At 65.3% G+C, this 18,510-nt stretch carries 17 protein-coding genes; 6 read left to right on the forward strand and 11 right to left on the reverse strand.

Annotated features, from left to right (window positions below; translation table 11 throughout):
- Positions 1 to 181 precede the first annotated feature (181 nt).
- The 4 genes from FQV39_RS11800 to FQV39_RS11815 all read right to left on the reverse strand — a co-directional run bounded on the left by FQV39_RS11800 (position 182) and on the right by FQV39_RS11815 (position 3,813).
- A complete protein-coding gene (locus FQV39_RS11800; RefSeq protein WP_149130466.1) occupies positions 182 to 673 on the reverse strand; it encodes a hypothetical protein in 492 nt (163 codons plus the stop codon).
- Positions 674 to 1,059: 386 nt separating this feature from the next.
- Positions 1,060 to 1,395, reverse strand: coding sequence for a DUF1491 family protein (locus FQV39_RS11805; protein ID WP_149130467.1), 336 nt, complete (start codon positions 1,393 to 1,395; stop codon positions 1,060 to 1,062).
- Between the two features lie 19 nt (positions 1,396 to 1,414).
- On the reverse strand, positions 1,415 to 1,996 hold the full coding sequence (locus FQV39_RS11810; RefSeq protein WP_149130468.1) for a hypothetical protein: 582 nt from the start codon (positions 1,994 to 1,996) through the stop codon (positions 1,415 to 1,417).
- A gap of 14 nt (positions 1,997 to 2,010) precedes the next feature.
- A complete protein-coding gene (locus FQV39_RS11815; protein WP_149130469.1) occupies positions 2,011 to 3,813 on the reverse strand; it encodes a sensor histidine kinase in 1,803 nt (600 codons plus the stop codon).
- A gap of 326 nt (positions 3,814 to 4,139) precedes the next feature.
- Between FQV39_RS11815 and FQV39_RS11820 the strand changes: the two genes are divergently transcribed.
- The gene (locus FQV39_RS11820; RefSeq protein ID WP_149130470.1) at positions 4,140 to 4,406 is read left to right on the forward strand and encodes a hypothetical protein; all 267 of its coding nucleotides are present in this window, start codon (positions 4,140 to 4,142) and stop codon (positions 4,404 to 4,406) included.
- A 292-nt stretch (positions 4,407 to 4,698) separates the two neighbouring features.
- A complete protein-coding gene (locus FQV39_RS11825) occupies positions 4,699 to 5,127 on the forward strand; it encodes a SufE family protein (RefSeq protein ID WP_149130471.1) in 429 nt (142 codons plus the stop codon).
- 6 nt (positions 5,128 to 5,133) lie between these two features.
- On the opposite strand, the gene FQV39_RS11830 is transcribed toward FQV39_RS11825, so the two are convergent.
- From FQV39_RS11830 to FQV39_RS11840, 3 genes are all read right to left on the reverse strand, one after another.
- Complete coding sequence (locus FQV39_RS11830) at positions 5,134 to 5,931, reverse strand: DUF6456 domain-containing protein (RefSeq protein ID WP_149130472.1); 798 nt, start codon at positions 5,929 to 5,931, stop codon at positions 5,134 to 5,136.
- On the reverse strand, positions 5,931 to 6,395 hold the full coding sequence (locus FQV39_RS11835; RefSeq protein ID WP_210251201.1) for a helix-turn-helix domain-containing protein: 465 nt from the start codon (positions 6,393 to 6,395) through the stop codon (positions 5,931 to 5,933). Before FQV39_RS11835 ends, FQV39_RS11830 begins: the two co-directional genes overlap by 1 nt.
- 209 nt (positions 6,396 to 6,604) lie before the next feature.
- Complete coding sequence (locus tag FQV39_RS11840) at positions 6,605 to 7,021, reverse strand: Ros/MucR family transcriptional regulator (RefSeq protein ID WP_112578594.1); 417 nt, start codon at positions 7,019 to 7,021, stop codon at positions 6,605 to 6,607.
- A 331-nt stretch (positions 7,022 to 7,352) separates the two neighbouring features.
- Between FQV39_RS11840 and FQV39_RS11845 the strand changes: the two genes are divergently transcribed.
- Positions 7,353 to 9,524 carry a S9 family peptidase gene (locus FQV39_RS11845; protein ID WP_149130473.1) on the forward strand — a complete coding sequence of 724 codons (2,172 nt, stop codon included), beginning with the start codon at positions 7,353 to 7,355 and terminating at the stop codon, positions 9,522 to 9,524.
- 102 nt (positions 9,525 to 9,626) lie between these two features.
- Here FQV39_RS11845 and FQV39_RS11855 read toward each other — a convergent pair whose 3' ends face one another.
- Positions 9,627 to 10,985 carry a hypothetical protein gene (locus tag FQV39_RS11855; RefSeq protein WP_149130475.1) on the reverse strand — a complete coding sequence of 453 codons (1,359 nt, stop codon included), beginning with the start codon at positions 10,983 to 10,985 and terminating at the stop codon, positions 9,627 to 9,629.
- Positions 10,986 to 11,273: 288 nt separating this feature from the next.
- On the opposite strand from FQV39_RS11855, the gene FQV39_RS11860 reads away from it, so the two are divergent.
- The gene (locus FQV39_RS11860; protein WP_149130476.1) at positions 11,274 to 11,873 is read left to right on the forward strand and encodes a superoxide dismutase; all 600 of its coding nucleotides are present in this window, start codon (positions 11,274 to 11,276) and stop codon (positions 11,871 to 11,873) included.
- 69 nt (positions 11,874 to 11,942) lie between these two features.
- Here FQV39_RS11860 and FQV39_RS11865 read toward each other — a convergent pair whose 3' ends face one another.
- A complete protein-coding gene (locus FQV39_RS11865; protein ID WP_187640252.1) occupies positions 11,943 to 13,628 on the reverse strand; it encodes a methyl-accepting chemotaxis protein in 1,686 nt (561 codons plus the stop codon).
- A gap of 121 nt (positions 13,629 to 13,749) precedes the next feature.
- A complete protein-coding gene (locus tag FQV39_RS11870) occupies positions 13,750 to 14,583 on the reverse strand; it encodes a ChbG/HpnK family deacetylase (protein WP_149130478.1) in 834 nt (277 codons plus the stop codon).
- A 225-nt stretch (positions 14,584 to 14,808) separates the two neighbouring features.
- Here FQV39_RS11870 and FQV39_RS11875 point away from each other — a divergent pair, with 225 nt between their 5' ends.
- Positions 14,809 to 15,840, forward strand: coding sequence for a glycosyltransferase family 2 protein (locus FQV39_RS11875; RefSeq protein ID WP_149130479.1), 1,032 nt, complete (start codon positions 14,809 to 14,811; stop codon positions 15,838 to 15,840).
- 6 nt (positions 15,841 to 15,846) lie between these two features.
- On the forward strand, positions 15,847 to 17,373 hold the full coding sequence (gene murJ / locus FQV39_RS11880; protein WP_149130480.1) for a murein biosynthesis integral membrane protein MurJ: 1,527 nt from the start codon (positions 15,847 to 15,849) through the stop codon (positions 17,371 to 17,373).
- 143 nt (positions 17,374 to 17,516) lie between these two features.
- Here the strand turns inward: murJ and FQV39_RS11885 are convergent, their stop codons facing one another.
- A complete protein-coding gene (locus FQV39_RS11885; RefSeq protein WP_149130481.1) occupies positions 17,517 to 18,389 on the reverse strand; it encodes a branched-chain amino acid aminotransferase in 873 nt (290 codons plus the stop codon).
- Positions 18,390 to 18,510: the final 121 nt, after the last annotated feature.

An 18,510-nucleotide genomic window follows, 5' to 3' on the forward strand; every position in this document is an offset into this window, starting at 1 on the left:
ATGATCCTGAACCTGAGCGGCCAGCGCAGGCGTCTCTGCTCTGGAGCCGGATCCGATCAGGTTGAATCAACTGATCGGTGAATCCGTCTCTAAGATATTGATAGAGAACGCGTGATCCGATCTGACTGCGTTGCAGTCAGATCGGCGCGTGCTCTAGCCGCTCAGCTCCGTTCCAAACTGGCTAGTTGATCGACTTGATGCTTCCGAAAATCGCGTCCAACGCCTTGCCGTTGGTCCCGCGCTCCTCGTCGTTGCCCCAGACGGTCAGCATCATCACTCGACCATTGCCCGCCGGCATCAGGATCAGATCAACCGTCGTGGGTCCGTTCTCGTCATTCGTGCGGAACTGGAAAACCGTCGAATCGATGCCGTTGATTTTCATATCGGCCTTGATCGGCTCGACAGCTTTGATTTTGTTGTCGCGCATCCATTTCTGAGCGTCGGAAATCATCTTGTCGATCTGGCGTGCTTCTGCGGACTCCACGGAGAAGAAGACGCCCTCATCCTTCGGTCGTGCCTGGAAGCCGTACTCGATTTCCTCGGTCGACCAATCATTTGGAAGAGTGATGGTGATCGACGGGTTCTTGGCCGGGACGGCGAAATTTTTGGCAAATGCGGGCAGCGCGAGGAGACCGAGCGCAAGTGCGCCGGCGGCAATGCGGGAGAGGAACATTGAGGAGGGTCTCTAGTGCCAGGCCAAGGTGATGACCTGCAGCACTCCCGCAAAATATCGAGTGAGTGCTCTGACGCAACGGCAAGTCCTGAAGAGACTTAACTGTTGGCCGCGCGCTACCTAGGGTCCGTACTCGTTATGGATGGTGTTCCGACTCCGGGCATTTTGGTCGGCGGGCAGGAGCGTGGCCGCAGCAAACCACTTGGTTTGCAAGGCCGCGCGACGCACCAGCCGCCCAAAAGGCCCGCGCCCAAACGGGTCGGGCGAAAATGCCCGACAGCTGTGTCGGTTCCTTGCCCGACGCCGAGGGGCATCGGGCGGCGGGCTCCTCCTGGCTTTCGGGCATTTTGGCCCGATCAGAACACCATCCATAACGAGTACGGACCCTAGCCCTCGGCAAGCTTGAGGCGCGGATCGCCGACCCGGTTCTCGATCTCGACCAGCCAGAGATCGCTGTCGAAGCGCAGTTCCTTATCGACCCGATCCTCGACCGTGAGCGGATCGGCATCGATCAGGAGCTGGAAGCGGCGCTCGCCATCATCCTCGGCCAATGATTGCGGCGCCGGGCCATAGAGTGCGGCCGTGCCGTCGAGGCGATCGAGCTTGACGAAGATCGCGCCGGCCTCGCGCGCGCCGCGGCGGCGCAGCACGGCAACGAGCCCATCAAAAGCGGCCTGGCGGAGATAGGCCGAGACCCAGAAATCGCTGGTCAGACGCGCCATCGCCCGGCGCCGCCCGACTTCAGTTCTCGGCCGAGCGGCGCGGCGCAGCGGCCGAACGGGCGCCCTTGACGTCGGCTGGCGGGCGAAGGTCGCCGCCATTGATGAGATCTGCGATCGGATCGCGGACCGGGGTCGGAGCCGCCTTAGGCACCGATGTCGTGGCGGCCTGCGCCGTGCGCGGCTGGCTGGCGACCGGGGCCGGCGGACGTGGCGCCGCCTCGCGCACCGGCTGTGCATTCGAAAGGTCGGCCGGCCGTGCGGGTGGCCGCGAGGGCGCAGCCGCCGGGGTCGGAGCCGGGGCGGCCTCCTGGACCGGCGTCGGCTCAGCGCGGCGTTCGGCCGCGGCGCGCGGCGGCGCGGCCGGCGCAGCCGAGAGCATCGGCGCCGGGTGGCGCGCCTTCTGGAACATCAGCGCATTGGCGACGATCGCACAGGAAACGATGCCGAAGGCGAGAAGCAGGATCGCGCGGCCTGGCCGCCGGCCGACCGTGCGGCCGACCCGCCCGAGCCAGGACGATTTGCGGCGCGCCGGCTGCGCGCGCCGGACCGGTGCGGACAAAGAAGCGCTGGAATGGGCGCGGGCGGCCATGGTCACGGACATCGGTCAGCTCGGTTTCAGGCAGTCAGACGGAGTGGTTCTTTGGTTTCGAGCCCCTTGCGCGGAGCCCGTGCGAAAGTGACGATCTTGGCCAACGGCTCGACGCCCTCAGCGCAGCCGACCGGCAGCCGGATCGAGACCCGCGTGCCGACGCCGAGCGCGCTCTCGACCGTCATGCGCCCACCATGCAGGCCGACCAGGCCGCGGACGACAGAGAGGCCGAGGCCGGTGCCCTCATGGTTACGGTCATAGGCGCCCTTGACCTGGAAGAAGGGGTCGCCCAGCCGCGGCAGGTCCGCAGCCGCAATGCCGATGCCGGTGTCGGAAACGGAGAGGTCGATCATATCGCCATCGCGGACGATGGCCAGTACGACGCGCCCGCCTGCCGGCGTGAACTTGATCGCGTTGGACAGCAGGTTCAGCACGACCTGCTTCAGCGCACGCCTGTCGCCCTCGATCGCCGGAAGAGCCGGGCCGGCGACACGCTCGAGCGCAACGCCGCCGTTTTGGGCGCGCAGCGCCATCAGTGTGCAGCAGTCGCGGGCGAGTTCAGCGAGATCGAGCGGGTCGCGCTCGATCGCCATCGCCCCGCTCTCGATCTTCGAGATGTCGAGCAGGGTGTTGACGACATCGAGCAAATGGTGGCCGGAGGCATGGATGATCCGGGCGTATTCGAGCCGCTTGGCCGCATCGATCCAGCCGTTCTCCTCGGCGCCCAGCATCTCGGAAAAGCCGATGATGGCGTTCAGCGGCGTCCGCAGCTCGTGACTGACCGTCGCCAGGAACTGCGCCTTGACGTCGTTCGCGCGCAAGGCCTCGGCATGGCCGCGATCGCGCTCGTCCTCGGCGGCCCGGCGCGCCGTGACGTCGCGCATCACGCAGACCACGGCGGTTCCATCCTTCGCCTCGGCCTCCGCTGTGCGATAGGCCTGCATTTCCAGCCAGAGCGACACCGGCCGGCGGTTCTCCCCTTCCCGGGGGACGAAGAGCGTGCGGAAGCAGGCCGTGGCGGAACCGCCACCATGGGCGGCATCGCTCAGCGCCTTCAGGAAGAGCGGACGGTCCGCGACATGGACGCGATCAAGCAGGCCGCGCCCGAGCAGTTCGCGCGGCTCGGCGCCGGCGAGCGCGCGCGCCGCGGCGTTAGCGAAGACGACCGCGCCGCTGGCGTCATGCCAGGTCACCAGATCGCCGACATGATCGAGAAGGAGCTGTGCCCGCGTATCCGCCGCGCGGTGCGCGCGTTCCTCGACATCGCGCCGACGCAGGAGGACGGCGGTGGCGACCAGCACCTGCGCCAGGGCCACGATGACGAGCATCGACATCGCTTCGCTCGTCCAGACTGCCGGTCCGGCCAGGAAGCCGAGATGTTGCAGGCCGATGACGGCCGCCAAAGCCGCAACAGCCATCCAGCCCGCCCTCAGGACGAAGTCACGCGAACCAAAAAGGGCCGCCTCGACCGGAACGACGACGAGCCACAGCAGCAACGGCGATGACAGGCCGCCCGTCGCGGCGGCGAGCGCAACGATGAAGAGCGACAGGGCTGCCGACGAGATCAGATGCGCGATGTCGAGCCGGCCGGTGCGGGAGAGCAGCACGACGGCCAGGACGGGAAGAGCTGCGGCGACAACCATGACCGCCTCGAAAGCGCCGAGCGCTCCGCGCCAGGCAAGATAGGCTGGGGCGAGACTGAGTACACCACCCCCGACGAGCAGACGCGACAGAACGAAGCGCTCATGGCGCAAACGCTCAGCCGGGTCCGACCGCACCGATACATGCACCAGTGCCGCCGCCTGTGTCCTCAGTGCTGTGATCACCATACGGAACGCAACGCCTAAACTCTGCGGACCACCCGTCCGCGCCACGCATCTCGCCACGAGCGGTTTAAGCGGGACTTAAGGCGCAGAGTCCGGCAACCTCTCCCCGAAGCAGAAAACTAAAATTATCCGATACTTTTCATGACTTTAACCGAAAATCGCGTGTTTCGGCGACGACACTCGATGTTCGCAGCAGGGTGAATGGAACCTGAAGATCGTCCGTGGCATTCGACTCGCATTTGAGCATTCGGAATGACGCGATTTTTCCGGATCGATGCCTAGTCTCACTTGTCCGGTGCCGAAGGAAGGTATCGGCAATGGAGATCGAGATGGCTCACTTCCTGCGCAAGGTCGCGATCATCGGGCTGATTGCGGTGAACTCTCCGGTTCACGGCAACAAGCCTGCCGAGACGACGCTGCCGCAGACCGTTCGTCACGCCGTCGAGACCGCCCAGGCGAGCGCGCGCAACGCCGCCGGCAGCCTCACAGCCGCGCGCGAAGCGGCGGAGATCCTCGCCGGGCTCGATCCTGCGATGCGCGAGCGCATCCTGAATACGGCGATGACGACCGCGACGGCGAAGCCAACGACGCGCTAGAACATTTTTTGATCAGGTTGAACCGTCATCGCGAGCCCCCGGGTCTTGCCTTCGGCAAGCCCGAGGACAGGCTCTGCGAAGCAATCCAGGGGGGACGTAGAGCTCGACGGCCCCTGGATTGCTTCGTCGCTGACGCTCCTCGCAATGACGGCTGCTGCGATCCAACCTGATCGGAAAAAACACGCTAACACGGCACAAAGAGACTGGGCTTTGCGTGCTTGACGCAGAATGCCCCTCGCGAGAAGAGGTCGCACCCCCTATCTGAAGGGGGGTAATCGCAGCCAGGCAGGACATGACAGCACGCCTCGACGATATCGTCGCCAATTTCGAGCTGCTCGACGAGTGGGATGACCGCTATCGCTACCTGATCGAGCTGGGCAAGAGCCTCGAACCTCTATCCGAAGCCGCGCACAACGACGTCAACAAGGTGCGCGGCTGCGCAAGTCAGGTTTGGCTTGAAGCGCGGCGCGAAGGCGGGCCCGGTCCGCAGACACAGCTGCATTTCCTCGGCGACAGCGACGCCCATATCGTGCGCGGACTGGTCGCATTGGCACTGGCCATCTTCTCCGGGCGGCCAGCCTCCGAAATTCTCGCAACCGATGCCTTCACCATCTATGAGCGGCTCGGGCTTGCCGCCCACCTCACGCCGCAGCGCTCGAACGGTGTGCGCGCGATGATCGAACGGATCAAAAGCGACGCTCGCGCCACCGCGGAAACCTGAGCCGCATCATTCGGCCGCCGCCGGAAGGAGCGCGGGACGCGCGTCCCGCGCCTGCCAGCTTCGGAGACCAGTCGGTCGCGCTGGGCGATCCAGGCCGTAATGTGTCGCGAGCGTCGCCAACGCGATGCGGAGCACGACCTTGGCCGAGCGCGCCGGCCAGCGGCGCTCCTTCTCGACGAGGTCGAGTCCCTTGAGGAAGCCGCAGACGTCGATGACGAGCCCCGACAGCTCCGGCCCCAGCTTGTCGCAAGCAAGCCTGACGCGCTGCCGGGCTGCGAGCGAGGTATCGGATGCTCCCGCCACGTCGCGGGGCCCTGGGCCGCACTGTTCAGGCGTGAAGGCAGCGTCCCAGTTCATCGTCGTGCGAGGCAGCATCTGGGCCAGGGTGATATCGGCCCGGAACCGTTCGCCGGCCGCGAATTCCTCGTCACTGATTTGCGGCCTTCCGTCTTTTCCGGCCCGCCGATAGAGCCAGAGCAACGGACTCTCGCGCTCATCGAATTCGGGCTGCGGCGGATCGCCCGTCCCCGACCGTGCTTCTTCCGTCGACGGGAGAGCCGCCGCTCCCCCGCAGAGAGCGAGCCGCGCCGTCTTTCCCGCTCCGCTCCATGCGACCTCCCCATCGGCAATCAGCACGGTCACCGTTTCGGCCGAGACGTAGCCCGCACCGAGGCTGGCGCCTCGTGCCTCCCGATAGAGCGCGATGCGGCCACATCCCAGTGGCGAGGCAATGGCATAGCACCCGGGCTGTGCGAGGTGCCGCAGCAGGCGATGCCGTTCGTTGCGATCCTGTCCGGCCGTCATCAGCGCGCCTCCCCTGCCCGGCACGCTCGATCGCCGCGCGTCCTATCGGACGCGAAGTGGCGATCTATCCCTTTGTTTAAGCATCGGATTTCTCCGAAAAGTGGATTCCACTTTTCGGTCCGATGCTCCAACCTGTTCATCAAGGCGAGAAGCGCTGCTTCGAGTGCGTTGAGCCCGCATTCGAGACGCAGGTCGTCGCGACGATCCTCGACCAGAGCGCAGGCATGCCGGACCGTCGTCCGGTCGCGGCCGAAACATGTGCCCACGCGCGTCAGGCTGAGACCAAAGGTGACGTGGGCGAGATACATCGCCACCTGCCGCGCCAGGGCCACTTGCTGACGGCCACGTGTCGCGCCGCGCAACGCTGCGAGAGGAACGCTGGTCATTCCGGCTACCGCGGCTTCGGCCAGCCGCGCCCCTGCTGCGGCGCGCAGCGAGGTCTCACTTTCAGCATGGTTGTTCATGATATGTTCCTAGTTTCAGTCAACGCTTTCCGCCAGCGGTCTATCACTGAAATAGGATTATAATCTTATAAACGGGCTGGCAACCCTTAGCGCTACGCTATCCCCGGCTCCTGCCACGGGCTGACAGGTATGAAAGCTGACAGATATGAAAAAAGCCGCCGGGCGACCGGCGGCTTCCTCTTTGCCAAATCGGCTGGCCGGATCGGGGCTCAGCGGCGCTTCCGGCGCTGCTGACCGAGACCCATCTTCTTCGCGAGCTGCGAGCGTGCCTCGGCATAGTTCGGCGCAACCATCGGATAGTCCGGCGGCAGGCCCCACTTCTCGCGATACTGCTCCGGCGACATGTTGTACTGCGTGCGCAGATGCCGCTTCAGCGACTTGAACTTCTTCCCGTCCTCAAGGCAGATCAGGTAATCGGCCGTGATCGACTTCTTCACCGGAATAGCCGGCTTCGGTGCCTCAACCTGAACAACCGGGGCGGCTCCACCGATGACGCGATTCAACGCCGAGTGAACTTCGCTGATCAGAGCAGGCAGTTCGGATGCGGGCACGGAATTGTTCGAAACATAAGCGGAGACGATATCCGCTGTCAGCTCGATGAAATCCGACCCCTCGTTTTCGGTCATGGCGATGTCACTCCTTATCGTTCTTGGCAGCGGTTTTCTGAGGATCGCCCGTTTTGCTCTGCCTGATTTCTGACCAAACTTTGCGATAGCGGATCAAGCACTACCGCGTTCAGAATCGGACAACGCGGACTGATCAAGGTAAGCGTTTAGTCCATGCCGATTATTCATGCAAGAGAACAATTGCCAACAATTGAAATTCTGGAAAGCTCTATAATTCAACCCCCGCGCGAGTGCTTTTCATTGCACCGCAAAATCAATCGCACGATTCCGCAGGCATCTTGCCAGCGTGCGCGCCACTCTCTACCTGTCGCGGCCCCATCGGAGAATTCCCATGCGCTCGGATCAGCATCGTCAGGTTCGCGGCACGCCGCCATCTCGCCGCGGTGGCTGGCCGAAGGCGCCAAGGGCCGAGATCAGGACAAAGGAGACCGTCGTCCATGGCGTCGTACTGCGCGACGACTATGATTGGTTGCGGGCGGCGAACTGGAAAGACGTCCTGCGGAACCCCGATGCATTGCCGGAAGACATCCGCAACTACGTCGAAGCAGAAAACGCTTACTGCAAGACGCTGATGGCGCCGACACGCACGCTGCAGCGCGCGCTCGTCAAGGAAATGCGCGGGCGGATCAAGGAGGATGATTCCAGCGTACCGCAGCCAGACGGGCCATTCCTTTACTATTCACGCTATCGCAAGGGAGCGGAGCATCCTCTGATCTGCCGGCGCCCGCGCGGACTGATGGGTCGCCGGATGACGACGCGCGAGCAGATCATGCTCGACGCCGACGCCTTGTCCGAAGGGAAGGACTTCTTCGACCTTGGCGACACCGCGCACAGCCCCGACCACAAGCTGCTTGCCTGGAGCGCGGACGAAGCCGGCTCGGAACTGCATACGATCCGCATCCGTGACTTGGAGAGCGGCGCGGATCTGCCGGACCAGGTCAAGGATACGACCGGCGATATCGTCTGGGCGAATGATTCGCGCTCGTTCTTCTATGTCGCACTCGATGCCGACCATCGTCCGTCGCGGGTGCTGCGCCATCGCCTGGGCACGCCTGACAGCGCCGATGAATTGCTGCACGACGAAGCGGATGCCGGCATGTTCGTCGATATCGACCGGACACAGTCGAGCCGGTTCCTGCTCATCACGATCAGCGATCACGAGACATCCGAGACACGCGTGGTCGATCTCGACGCCGCCGATGCCAAGCCTGTCCTGATCGCGCCGCGCCTCGTCGGACGGCAATACGCGCTGGAGCATCACGGCAAGGACTTCCTGATCCTGACCAATGCCGCCGACGCCGAAGACTTCAAGATCGTCAGCGTGCCCATGTCAGAGCCCGCGCCCGAGAACTGGCGTGATCTGGTGCCACATAAGCCGGGGCGGCTGATCCTCAGCCATGCCTGCCTGAAGGGGCGGCTGATCCGGCTGGAGCGCGAAGACGGGCTGCCCCGCATCATCATCCGCGATCTCGCCAGCGGAGCAGAGAGCAGCATCGCCTTCGAGGAAGAGGCCTATGGTCTCGGCATGGATCCTGGCTACGAATTCGACACGGATACGCTGCGGTTCATCTACGCGTCGATGGCGCGGCCGGCCGAAACCTACGACTACAACCTCGCCACCGGCGAGCGAACCTTGCTGAAGCGGCAGGAGATCCCTTCTGGCCACGACCCCGCCGCCTACAAGGTGCGCCGCATCTTCGCGACGGCGAATGACGGCGCGCGCGTGCCGATCTCGATCCTGCACCGCGTCGACACGCCGCTCGACGGCTCGGCGCCATGCCTGCTCTACGGCTACGGATCGTATGGCTCGGCAATGTCGGCCTCGTTCCGGACGCGGCCGCTCAGCCTGGTCGATCGCGGCTTCGTCTACGCGATCGCCCATGTCCGCGGCGGCACCGACAAGGGTTGGCGCTGGTATCTCGATGGCAAACGCGAGAACAAGCGCAACACCTTCACCGACTTCATCGCCGCGGCCAAGACACTGGCCGATGCCGGCTTCACCAGCCGCAGCCGCATCGTCGCCGAAGGCGGCAGCGCCGGCGGTATGCTGATGGGCGCGATCGCCAACATGGCGCCGGAGCTCTTCGCCGGTATCGTCGCAGAGGTGCCCTTCGTCGACGTGCTCAACACGATCCTGGACGACACCCTGCCGCTGACGCCGCCGGAATGGCCGGAATGGGGCGATCCGATCCGCGATGTGAAAGCATTCGAGACGATCCGCAGCTATTCGCCCTACGACAACGTCGCGGCTCAGAACTACCCGCCGATCCTCGCCATGGGCGGGTTGACCGATCCGCGCGTGACCTATTGGGAACCGGCGAAATGGGTGGCGAGGCTGCGCGCCACGATGACCGGCGGCGGGCCGATCATGCTTCACACCAATATGGAAGCGGGCCATGGCGGCGCCGCCGGCCGCTTCGACTCCCTGAAGGAGACGGCGCTGGCCTATGCCTTCGCGATCCAGACGGTTGGCGAAGGCTGGCCGGACGCCGGCGGCGTCTAGAGCATTTTCGAGCGAAGTGGATACCGGTTCGCGTGAAGAGAATGCGGCAAAGCAAAGGCTTGGAGCATTTCCGCGTTTCGGAGAAACACGGAAATGCTCCAATCACATGCCCAACCGGCTCTTCTCGCTGGCGAGATAGACCTTGAGCTCGTCCATCGAGGCGAAGCTGTACTCGCCATCGGGAGTGCGCGCCCGGATCGAGCCATCGGCATAGATGGTGAAATGGGCGTCGCCGACCTGATAGGCACCGACGACGCCTTCATCGGAGGCGGCGCGCTCCGGCGAAGGAGCCTGGTCGTCTTCCACCTTATCCTCGACGGCCTCGACTGGCGTCGCGAGTGCCTTCTGTTCGTCCTCCTCCGGCATGGCATCGTCCGGAGCGGCTTCAGCCTCCGGTTCTGCATGAGGTTCCTCAGCTGCCGGCTCGGCAGGAGCAGCAAACTCCGGCGCCTCCGTCCGTGGCGGCCATGGCGGCGAAACGGCTTCGGTCGCGGTTTCCACCGCTGGAGCCGGGCTCTCGAACCATGGCTCCTTGCGCGGCGAGGCCTTGTCCATCCAGGCTTCCGCCTCCGCGAACGGATCGGCCTCCGATGCGAGCCTGGGCTCAACCCGCGCGCCGGTCCGGAGGGGTTCGTTCAGATGGCCGGCCAGGCTCTCGCGCAGCGCGCTGAACTCGTCGAGATCGACATCGCGTTCGACAGGCTTGCTTTCATCCTGCTCGGCCGGGAGCCGGTCCGCATGCTCCTGCGAAGGCTGGGAAGCCGCGGCGGCCGGCTCGACCGCATGTGCAAGAGCCTCATCCTCGCCCACTGACTGGATCTTCGCGGCGACGATCTCCGCCGGCTCATGGCTCTCCGTCTCGATCGCGATCGGAGCATCCTTCGGCTCTTCGGGCTTCCCGAACGGCATCTCCTCGAACATGTCGGGCAACGGTTCCGCAGGCTCCCGGGACGTCGCGTCCCGCTGCTCGTCCTGCTGCGGCTCCGTCTCCTCGAGACGCTTTGCCACCAGTGCCCCGAACAGATCCCGATCCGGAGTCGGTGCGCTCTCTGGAGCAGACGATGCCGCCTCCCGCGCCGGCGCCACGAGCGCATCGGCCACCGCACCGACGGCGACGGCACCGGCCGCAGCCCCAACAGCCGCGGGCACGATCGCAGACTGTTTCGCGAAGCGCTCCTCGGGCGCAGCCTCCCACGGCGCACGAACGGCTTCAGCGGCAGCCGGCGGGGCTTGCGACTCCGCACGCATCTGCACGCCTTCCGCCAGTGACCGCTTGAGCGCGACAATCTCGCGCAGCACCCAGGCAAGCGACAGCAGGATCAGGCCGGCGCTGCTTGCGATCGAACCGATGATAACCTGGGTGAAACCGCGCTCGAGGACCAGATAGGGCCAGCCGTCATAGATGGCGTAGGCACCGCCGCCGAAGAGAACGAGGCCCAGAACGGTAAAAATCGCGATCAATTTCGCATCCTTGGCATGAGCCGCGCCGACGCTGAAGTGAAGCAAAGGCGTGCGACTATCTAACGTATTGAATAAGGGAGAGTTTCCAATCCGGACGGCTTAGGCGGAGGAAATTGGCGTGATTGTGACCGTCTGTCGAGAAGACATGCGCATTTCGCGGTGGCAGCGGTTGTCGGCCGGCGCCGGGAGGCTTAACTATCGCATGGAATGGCAGGGCCTCCCTGCCCCCGTCCATTGACGGCAAGCCATTCTCATTAAAGCGATTTTCACAGCCCAAGGAGAGGCCTCATGTCCTTTACTCTTCCTGATCTGCCCTATGCTCATGATGCTCTCCAGCCCTTCATGTCGAAGGAGACGCTCGAGTACCATCACGACAAGCACCACCTCGCCTACGTCACCAATGGCAACAATGCCATCAAGGGCACGGAATTCGAGGGCAAGTCGCTCGAGGAGATCGTCAAGGGCTCCTACGGCAAGAACCCGGCCGTGTTCAACAATGCCGGCCAGCACTACAACCACCTCCATTTCTGGAAGTGGATGAAGCCGAATGGCGGCGGCAAGATTCCGGGTTCGCTCGAAAAGGCGATCGTCGACGCCTTCGGCTCGGTCGACAAGTTCAAGGAAGACTTCGTCGCGGCCGGCGTCGGCCAGTTCGGCTCGGGCTGGGCCTGGCTCGAGGTCAAGGGCGGCAAGCTCGCCGTCAGCAAGACCCCGAATGGCGAAAGCCCGCTCGTCAATGGCGCCACGCCGATCCTCGGCGTCGACGTCTGGGAGCACTCCTACTACATCGACTATCGTAACCGTCGCCCGGACTACCTCAAGGCCTTCCTCGAGAGCCTGGTGAACTGGGACTACGTGGCGGAGCTCTACGACGCCGCCAAGGCTTGAGTCTGTCGGCAAGCCAAAATGCAGACGGGGCCTTTCGGCCCCGTTTTTTGTTTCAAATCCGGCAGCCCTTCAGGCTGCGACGTTGCGCAGGAACTGGTCGACCGTTGAATCGAGGCGCTGCGCCTGGGTGGAAACCTCGCTGGCGGCGCTGCGCACCTGTTCGGCCGAGCGCCCGGTTTCCTCGACACTGTCAGCCAGCACGCTGAGATCGCTCGAAACCGAGAGCGAAGACGAACTCGCCATCGCCACACCGCTGGCGATCTCGCCGGTGGCGATCGCCTGCTGCTCGATCGAGGTCGCGACCGCGTTTGCGAATTTCTCGATCGCATTCATGCGTTCGGCGATGTTCTGGATCGCACCGACGACCTGCCCGGTAGCGCCCTGGATGGCGGCGACCTGAGCAACGATGCGGTCGGTTGCGTCCGCTGTCTGCGCGGCCAGCGACTTCACCTCGGAGGCGACGACGGCAAATCCCCGCCCGGCCTCACCGGCGCGCGCGGCTTCGATGGTGGCATTGAGCGCCAGCAGATTGGTCTGCGCGGCGATGTCACGGATGAGGTTGACGACCTCGCCGATCGCGCGGGCCGTCTCGTCGAGTTCGCGCACGGAGCCCGCCGTGTCGCGCGAGGCGGAAGCCGCCTCGACGATCTCGGTGCGAACACGCCGCACCTGGAATTCGACTTCCCGAATGGCCGCGCCCATCTCCTCGGCGGCCTGGGCAGCGTTCTCGACATTTCCGGAAGCGCCGTGGGCGTTGTCGGCGGCGCGAGCGGCGCGCTGCGACGATTCCGCCGCGACCCGTGCGAGACCGTCGGAGGCCTCGCGCATCCGCTCGGCATTATTCTTGAAAGCTTCGAGCGCGAGCCCGACCTCGCTGCGGAACGAGGTGATCGCCATGTCGACGCCCTGCTGGCGCGCGCGCTGCTCCTCCTCCGACGCACTCTGCTTCTCCTGCAGCGTCGCGCGCTCCGCGAGACGAACCTTGAGCACGCCGAGCGCGCGGGCGATCGCGCCGATCTCGTCGCGTCGCTCCAGCGCATCGATGGGCGTGTCGAGCTTGCCGTCGGAAATGCTGACGATGGATTTCGTCATGCTGCGCAAGGGACGCATCGTCCGCGACAGCGAGAACCAGAGCAGCGGCCCGAGCACGACCAGGATGAGCAGGCCGAGGCCGATGGTGACGAACTGCTCCCAGGCAGCACGCGCCACGAGCCGAGTCTTGTCAAACCGCAACGCCACATAGCCGATCAGCTTCTGCTGGCCGCCAACGCGCACGGCATGAAGCTTGGTTACGAAGACAGCGTCCTCGATCGCGATCTCGTCGCGGGCCTGCAAAGCCTTCCAGGGCTCCTCGCCGACGAGGCCGGTCAACCAGCGAGGTGTCAGCGAGAGGCGCGCCTCCTCGGTGCGCCCGGCCGATGCCTGCGCGGAAAGATCATCCCCGACCAGGCCGGCATCGAAATCGGGATCGCGCAGCAACGAGGTCAGGATATAGCCGAGGGTGTTCGTGTCTCGCGACAGGATGAGCGACGGTGCTGCATTGACCACCATGAGGGTGAGCGCCGTGATCTTCTGATCGAGATCCGCACGTGTGCGGGCGTCGTTATAGCGCGCGATCGCCATGACGACGAGGACGACTGCCACTGCGACGATGGCCACGGCGGCGGCGGCGATCTGCCGGCTGAGCGAACCCAGGCCCCGCCCGATCGGCTGCGCCAACTCGCCCGCAACCGAGGCGCGTCTGAACCACGTCATCGCCCCGAACATCCCCGAAATCCGGCGCCAGCAGCTGCTAAGCGGCGCGCCAATCCAACCCCTGGGGCGACATTCGCCGATCCCGGTAAACAAATCGCTTGCGTATCGGGCCCGGCGCGCTTCAGCCCGCCAGTTCGTGAAAGCGGCGCAGCGGCATGCCGGCCGGCGGCTCGAAGGCGGCCAGGGCCGCATGCTCGATCGGCCGCGTCGCGGTGACGGGGTCGAGCCCGGCCAGTTCGGCATCGATGAAGCCGGGATGGCACATGACGAGATGCACCTTGCCGGGCGCGATCAGGAAGCGGGCGAGATCAGCGCCGAAATCGCGATGCGGATCGAACGGCGCCACCCCCGCGAAGCCGGAGTTGACGCGCAACTCCCGCTTGAGCGCCGCGCTACGGAAGCCCAACGCAAGCCCGGCGATGACGAGCGCCTTGCCCACCGCCACGCCGCGGGCACGAATTGCCGCGACCCGATCGGCCGGATCGCGCACATAGAGCGAGCCGGCCGGATAGCGCCTGGCCAGCAAATCGAGCAGCGCCCGCCGCACACCCGGCAAGACATGCACATGCTGGTGACCATCGACGAAGTCCGGCGGACGGCCCATCGCATCCTCGAAAGCGTCGAGCTGTCGCGCGATCTCGCCGGCGATCTCGGCCCTGACCACACCCGAGACCGCAGCGGCACGCGCGACGTCCTTCAGGCCCGGCAAGGTGCCGTCGGGGGCAAGGCGGGACATGGTGGCGATCGGGGCGGCGCAGGTCAGGTTGAGATGCAGGCCGAGATCGGCCGTGCCGGCGAAGGCGGCGAGTTCCAGCGCCAGCCGGCGCCAGTGCGGACGGTTGGTCATGGCGCCGGTGGCGGTCAACCTGCCACGCGCCAGCAGATCCAGAATGGCCCGACTGACGCCCTCGGTCATGGCGAAATCATCGGCGCAGAGGATGAAGCCTTTCGCCATGCCGTTTGTTGTCCCTCGTTCAGCCGGATCGCGGTATAGCGCGACGGGCTTGTCGGCCGGCAAGCTTTAGAGCATTTTCGAGCGAAGTGGACACCGGTTCGCGTGAAGAAAATGCGTTAAAACAAAGACCTGGAGCATTTCCGCGATTCGGAGAAACGCGGAGATGCTCCAAGGTTCTGTGCGTCGCGCGTCACCTTGTCGAGGAGGCGCGTGGAAAGGTTGTTCGTGTCGGATACCGCATCCCAGCCAGTTCAGCGCGCGCCCCGGGCGGCCCGCTGGCCGGAGCTTTCGATCGTCGTGCCCGTGCACAACGAGGCCGAGAACCTGCTGCTGCTGGTCGACCGGCTGCGCAGCGTGCTCGAGGGCAAGGTTTCCTCCTGGGAAATCGTCTTCGTCGATGACGGCAGCCGTGACGACACGCTGTCGGTCATCCGGGACCTGAACGCCGGCGATCCGCGAATCAGTGCCGTTTCCTTCAGCCGCAACTTCGGCAAGGAAATCGCCATCGCCGCCGGGCTCGACCACGCGATGGGTGATGCCGTGGTCATCATGGATGCCGATCTCCAGCATCCGCCGGAGGTCATCCCGACATTTCTGGAGAAATGGCACGAGGGTTATCTCAACATCTACGGCCAGCGCACCGACCGCGGGGATGAAACCCGGCTGAAGCGCAACTTCGCCAAGGCCTTCTACCGGATCTTCTCCTATTTCGGCGAAACCGACCTGCCGGAGGGCGCCGGCGACTTCCGGCTGCTCGACCGCAAGGCCGTCGATGCGTTGCGGGCGTTGCCGGAGCGCGCCCGCTTCTCGAAGGGGCTCTATGCCTGGGTCGGCTTCCGCTCGATCGGCGTGCCCTTCCAGGTCGCCGAGCGCGAGCACGGCCAGTCCAAGTTCAAATATCGCAAGCTGTTCTCCTTCGCCTTCGACGGGCTCTCCTCCTTCTCCACCGTCCCGCTCAAGATCGCGACCTGGTCGGGCGCCGTCATCGCGGTGATTGCCGCCCTGAGCGCAGTCTACTTCCTGCTGCGCACGCTGCTGTTCGGCACCGACCTGCCCGGCTTCCCGTCGCTGATCGTCTCGATCATGTTCTTCTCCGGCATCCAGCTCCTCTCGCTCGGCATGATCGGGGAATATGTCGGGCGCATCTTCGCCGAGGTGAAGCGCCGGCCGCTCTACCTGATCGGGGAGCGCGTCGGCTTCGACGCGCGCACCGTCGACCATCCGCGCGGCGACGCCTTGCCGCCGCTGATCCGCTAGGTCTGTATGCTCAAGAACATTCTGTCGGTCGGCGGCTACACCTTGATCTCGCGCCTCACCGGCTTCGCCCGCGACGTCATGCTGGCGGCGGTGCTCGGCGCCGGCGCGATGATGGACGCCTTCTCGGTGGCGCTGCGCCTGCCCAACCATTTCCGCGCGATCTTCGGCGAAGGTGCCTTCAACCAGGCCTATGTGCCGACCTATGCCCATGTTGCCGAACGACAGGGCCAGAAGGCGGCCAATCTCTTCGCCGACAGGCTCTTCACTGTTCTCCTCGCCGTGCAGATCGTGCTGCTGGCGCTGGCGCTGCCACTGATGCCCTGGCTGGTGACGCTGCTGGCGCCGGGCTTCGTCAACGACCCCGCCGTCTTCGACCTCGCCGTCGCCCTGACGCGGATCACCTTCCCGTATCTGCTGTTCGTGACCATGGTCACGTTCCTGGGCGCGACGCTGAACGCAGTCGACCGCTTCGCGGCCTTCGCCGCCGCACCGATCCTGTTCAACCTCTTCATCATGGCGGCGCTCGCCGTGCCCTTCCTGTTCCCGAGCGCCGCCTATGCCGCCGCCTGGGGCGTTGCGATCTCGGGCGTGGCGCAATGGGTCCTGCTCTATGTCGCGGCCAAACGAGCGAACGTCTCCAGCACGATCGTGCGGCCACACATGGATGCCGGCGTCCGGCGTTTCCTCAAGACCTTCGGCCCGGCCGTGATCGGCTCGGCCGGGCAGCAGATCGCGATCTTCGCCGACACGATCATCGCCTCGCTCTTGCCGCGCGGCGGCTATGCGGCGCTCTATTATGCCGAACGGCTCTACCAGCTCCCGCTCGGGCTGATCGCCATCGCCGTCGGCACCGTCGCGCTCTCCGCGATGAGCCGCGCGATCGCCCGCGGCGACGAAGCCGCCGCCAACCGGGCGCAGAATCGCGCCTTCGCGATCTCGCTCGTCGCCAGCGCCCCCTTCGTCGCGGCCTTCGTCGCCGTGCCCGAGCTGATGGTGGCCGGGCTGTTCCAGCGCGGCGCCTTCGATGCACATGCCAGCGCTGCAGCCGGCGCCGTGCTCTTCGCCTATGCGCTCGGCCTGCCGGCGATCGTGATGATCCGCACGCAGGTCTCAGCCTTCCAGTCGCGCGGCGACACCACCACGCCGATGCTGGTCGCGCTCGCGGCCATCGCCTGCAACCTCGCGCTCAAGCTCCTGCTCTGGCGCGACTGGGGCGCGCCGGGGCTCGCGCTAGCTACAGCCGCGGGCGCCTGGATCAATCTTGTGGCGCTGTTCGTGCTGGCACGGCGGCGCGGCTGGACGCAGCCCGACCGGCGCCTGCCGGGTTTTGCGGCGATCGTCTGTGGCGCCGCAGCACTTTGCGGCTTGCTGGCATGGTGGGGGGCCCCGCTGGTGCTCAAGCTCACCGCTTCCCTGCCCTTCGAGCCGCTGCTGATGGCGGTGCTGCTGATCTCCACCGCCGCCGCTGTGCTCTACGCGGTGCTCGCCGGCGGCGGGCTGAAGGCGACGGGGCTGCTGAAGCTGTTGCGGTAGAGCGATTTTCGATCAGGTTGACCCGTCATTGCGAGCGCAGCGAAGCAATCCAGGGGGACGTAGAGCTCTGCCGCCCCTAGATTGCTTCGTCGCTTCGCTCCTCGCAATGACGGCTTCTGCAGTCCAGCCTGATCAGCGTCGCCTCAGGCGGCCTTGGCCTTGCTGTGGGCGAAGTCCATGTAGAGCTCGCGGGCGCGGCGGAAGAGCGGGCCGGGCTGGAGCGTGCGGTTGTCGATGCGCGTCACCGGCATGCACTTCGAGTAGTTGCCCGACATGAAGATCTCGTCGGCCTGCTCGAAATCCTCGTAGCGCAGGCTGCATTCCTCAACCGGGACGCCGCTCTCGCGCAGCAGCTTGATGACGCGCTGGCGGGTGATGCCGTTCAGGAAGGTGCCGTTCGGCACAGGGGTCTTCACCACGCCGTCCTTGGCAAGGAAGATGTTCGAGGTCGCGGTCTCGGCGACATGGCCGAGCATGTCGAGCACCAGCGCATTGTCGAAGCCGGCGGCCTTCGCCGCCTTCAGCACGCGGGCGTTGTTCGGGTAGAGGCAACCCGCCTTGGAGTCGGTCGGCGCGGTCTCGTAGCTCGGGCGGCGATAGATGCCCTTGGTCACCGAGAAGCCGGCGGTCGGGGCCGGCATCGCCGCCTCGAACAGGCAGAGCGCGAACTGGGTCGATTCCGGGTCGGGCATGATGGTAGACGGGCCATCGGCCTCGGCCCAGTACATCGGCTTGACGTAAAGCGCGGTGCCGGGAGCGAACTTCTTGGCGCCCTCGTACATCTTCTCGACGATGAAGTCCGGCGTGACCGTGGGGTTCAGGCCGAGCGCCAGCGCCGAGCGGTTCACACGGGCGGCGTGCAGGTCGATGTCGGGCGCGACGCCGTCGAAATAGCGGCCGCCGTCGAAGACCGAGGAGCTCTGCCACAGCACATGGCTGCGCGGACCCACCAGGCCGGGGTTGCCCTCATGCCAGGCGCCATCGAACCAGGTCCACGTCTGAGAATACCATGCCATGACGGCGCTCCATTTTAGCCAGTTTTGCTATGCCGCACCGTCCTCCCGCCGCCCGTCGCCGTCAACATGCGGCGGCGCATATCGGGATGACGTGATGTGATGGAAGCAATCGGCCCGGGTG

Origin of the sequence: Bosea sp. F3-2 (genome assembly GCF_008253865.1) — a bacterium.
Taxonomy (GTDB): Bacteria; Pseudomonadota; Alphaproteobacteria; order Rhizobiales; family Beijerinckiaceae; genus Allobosea.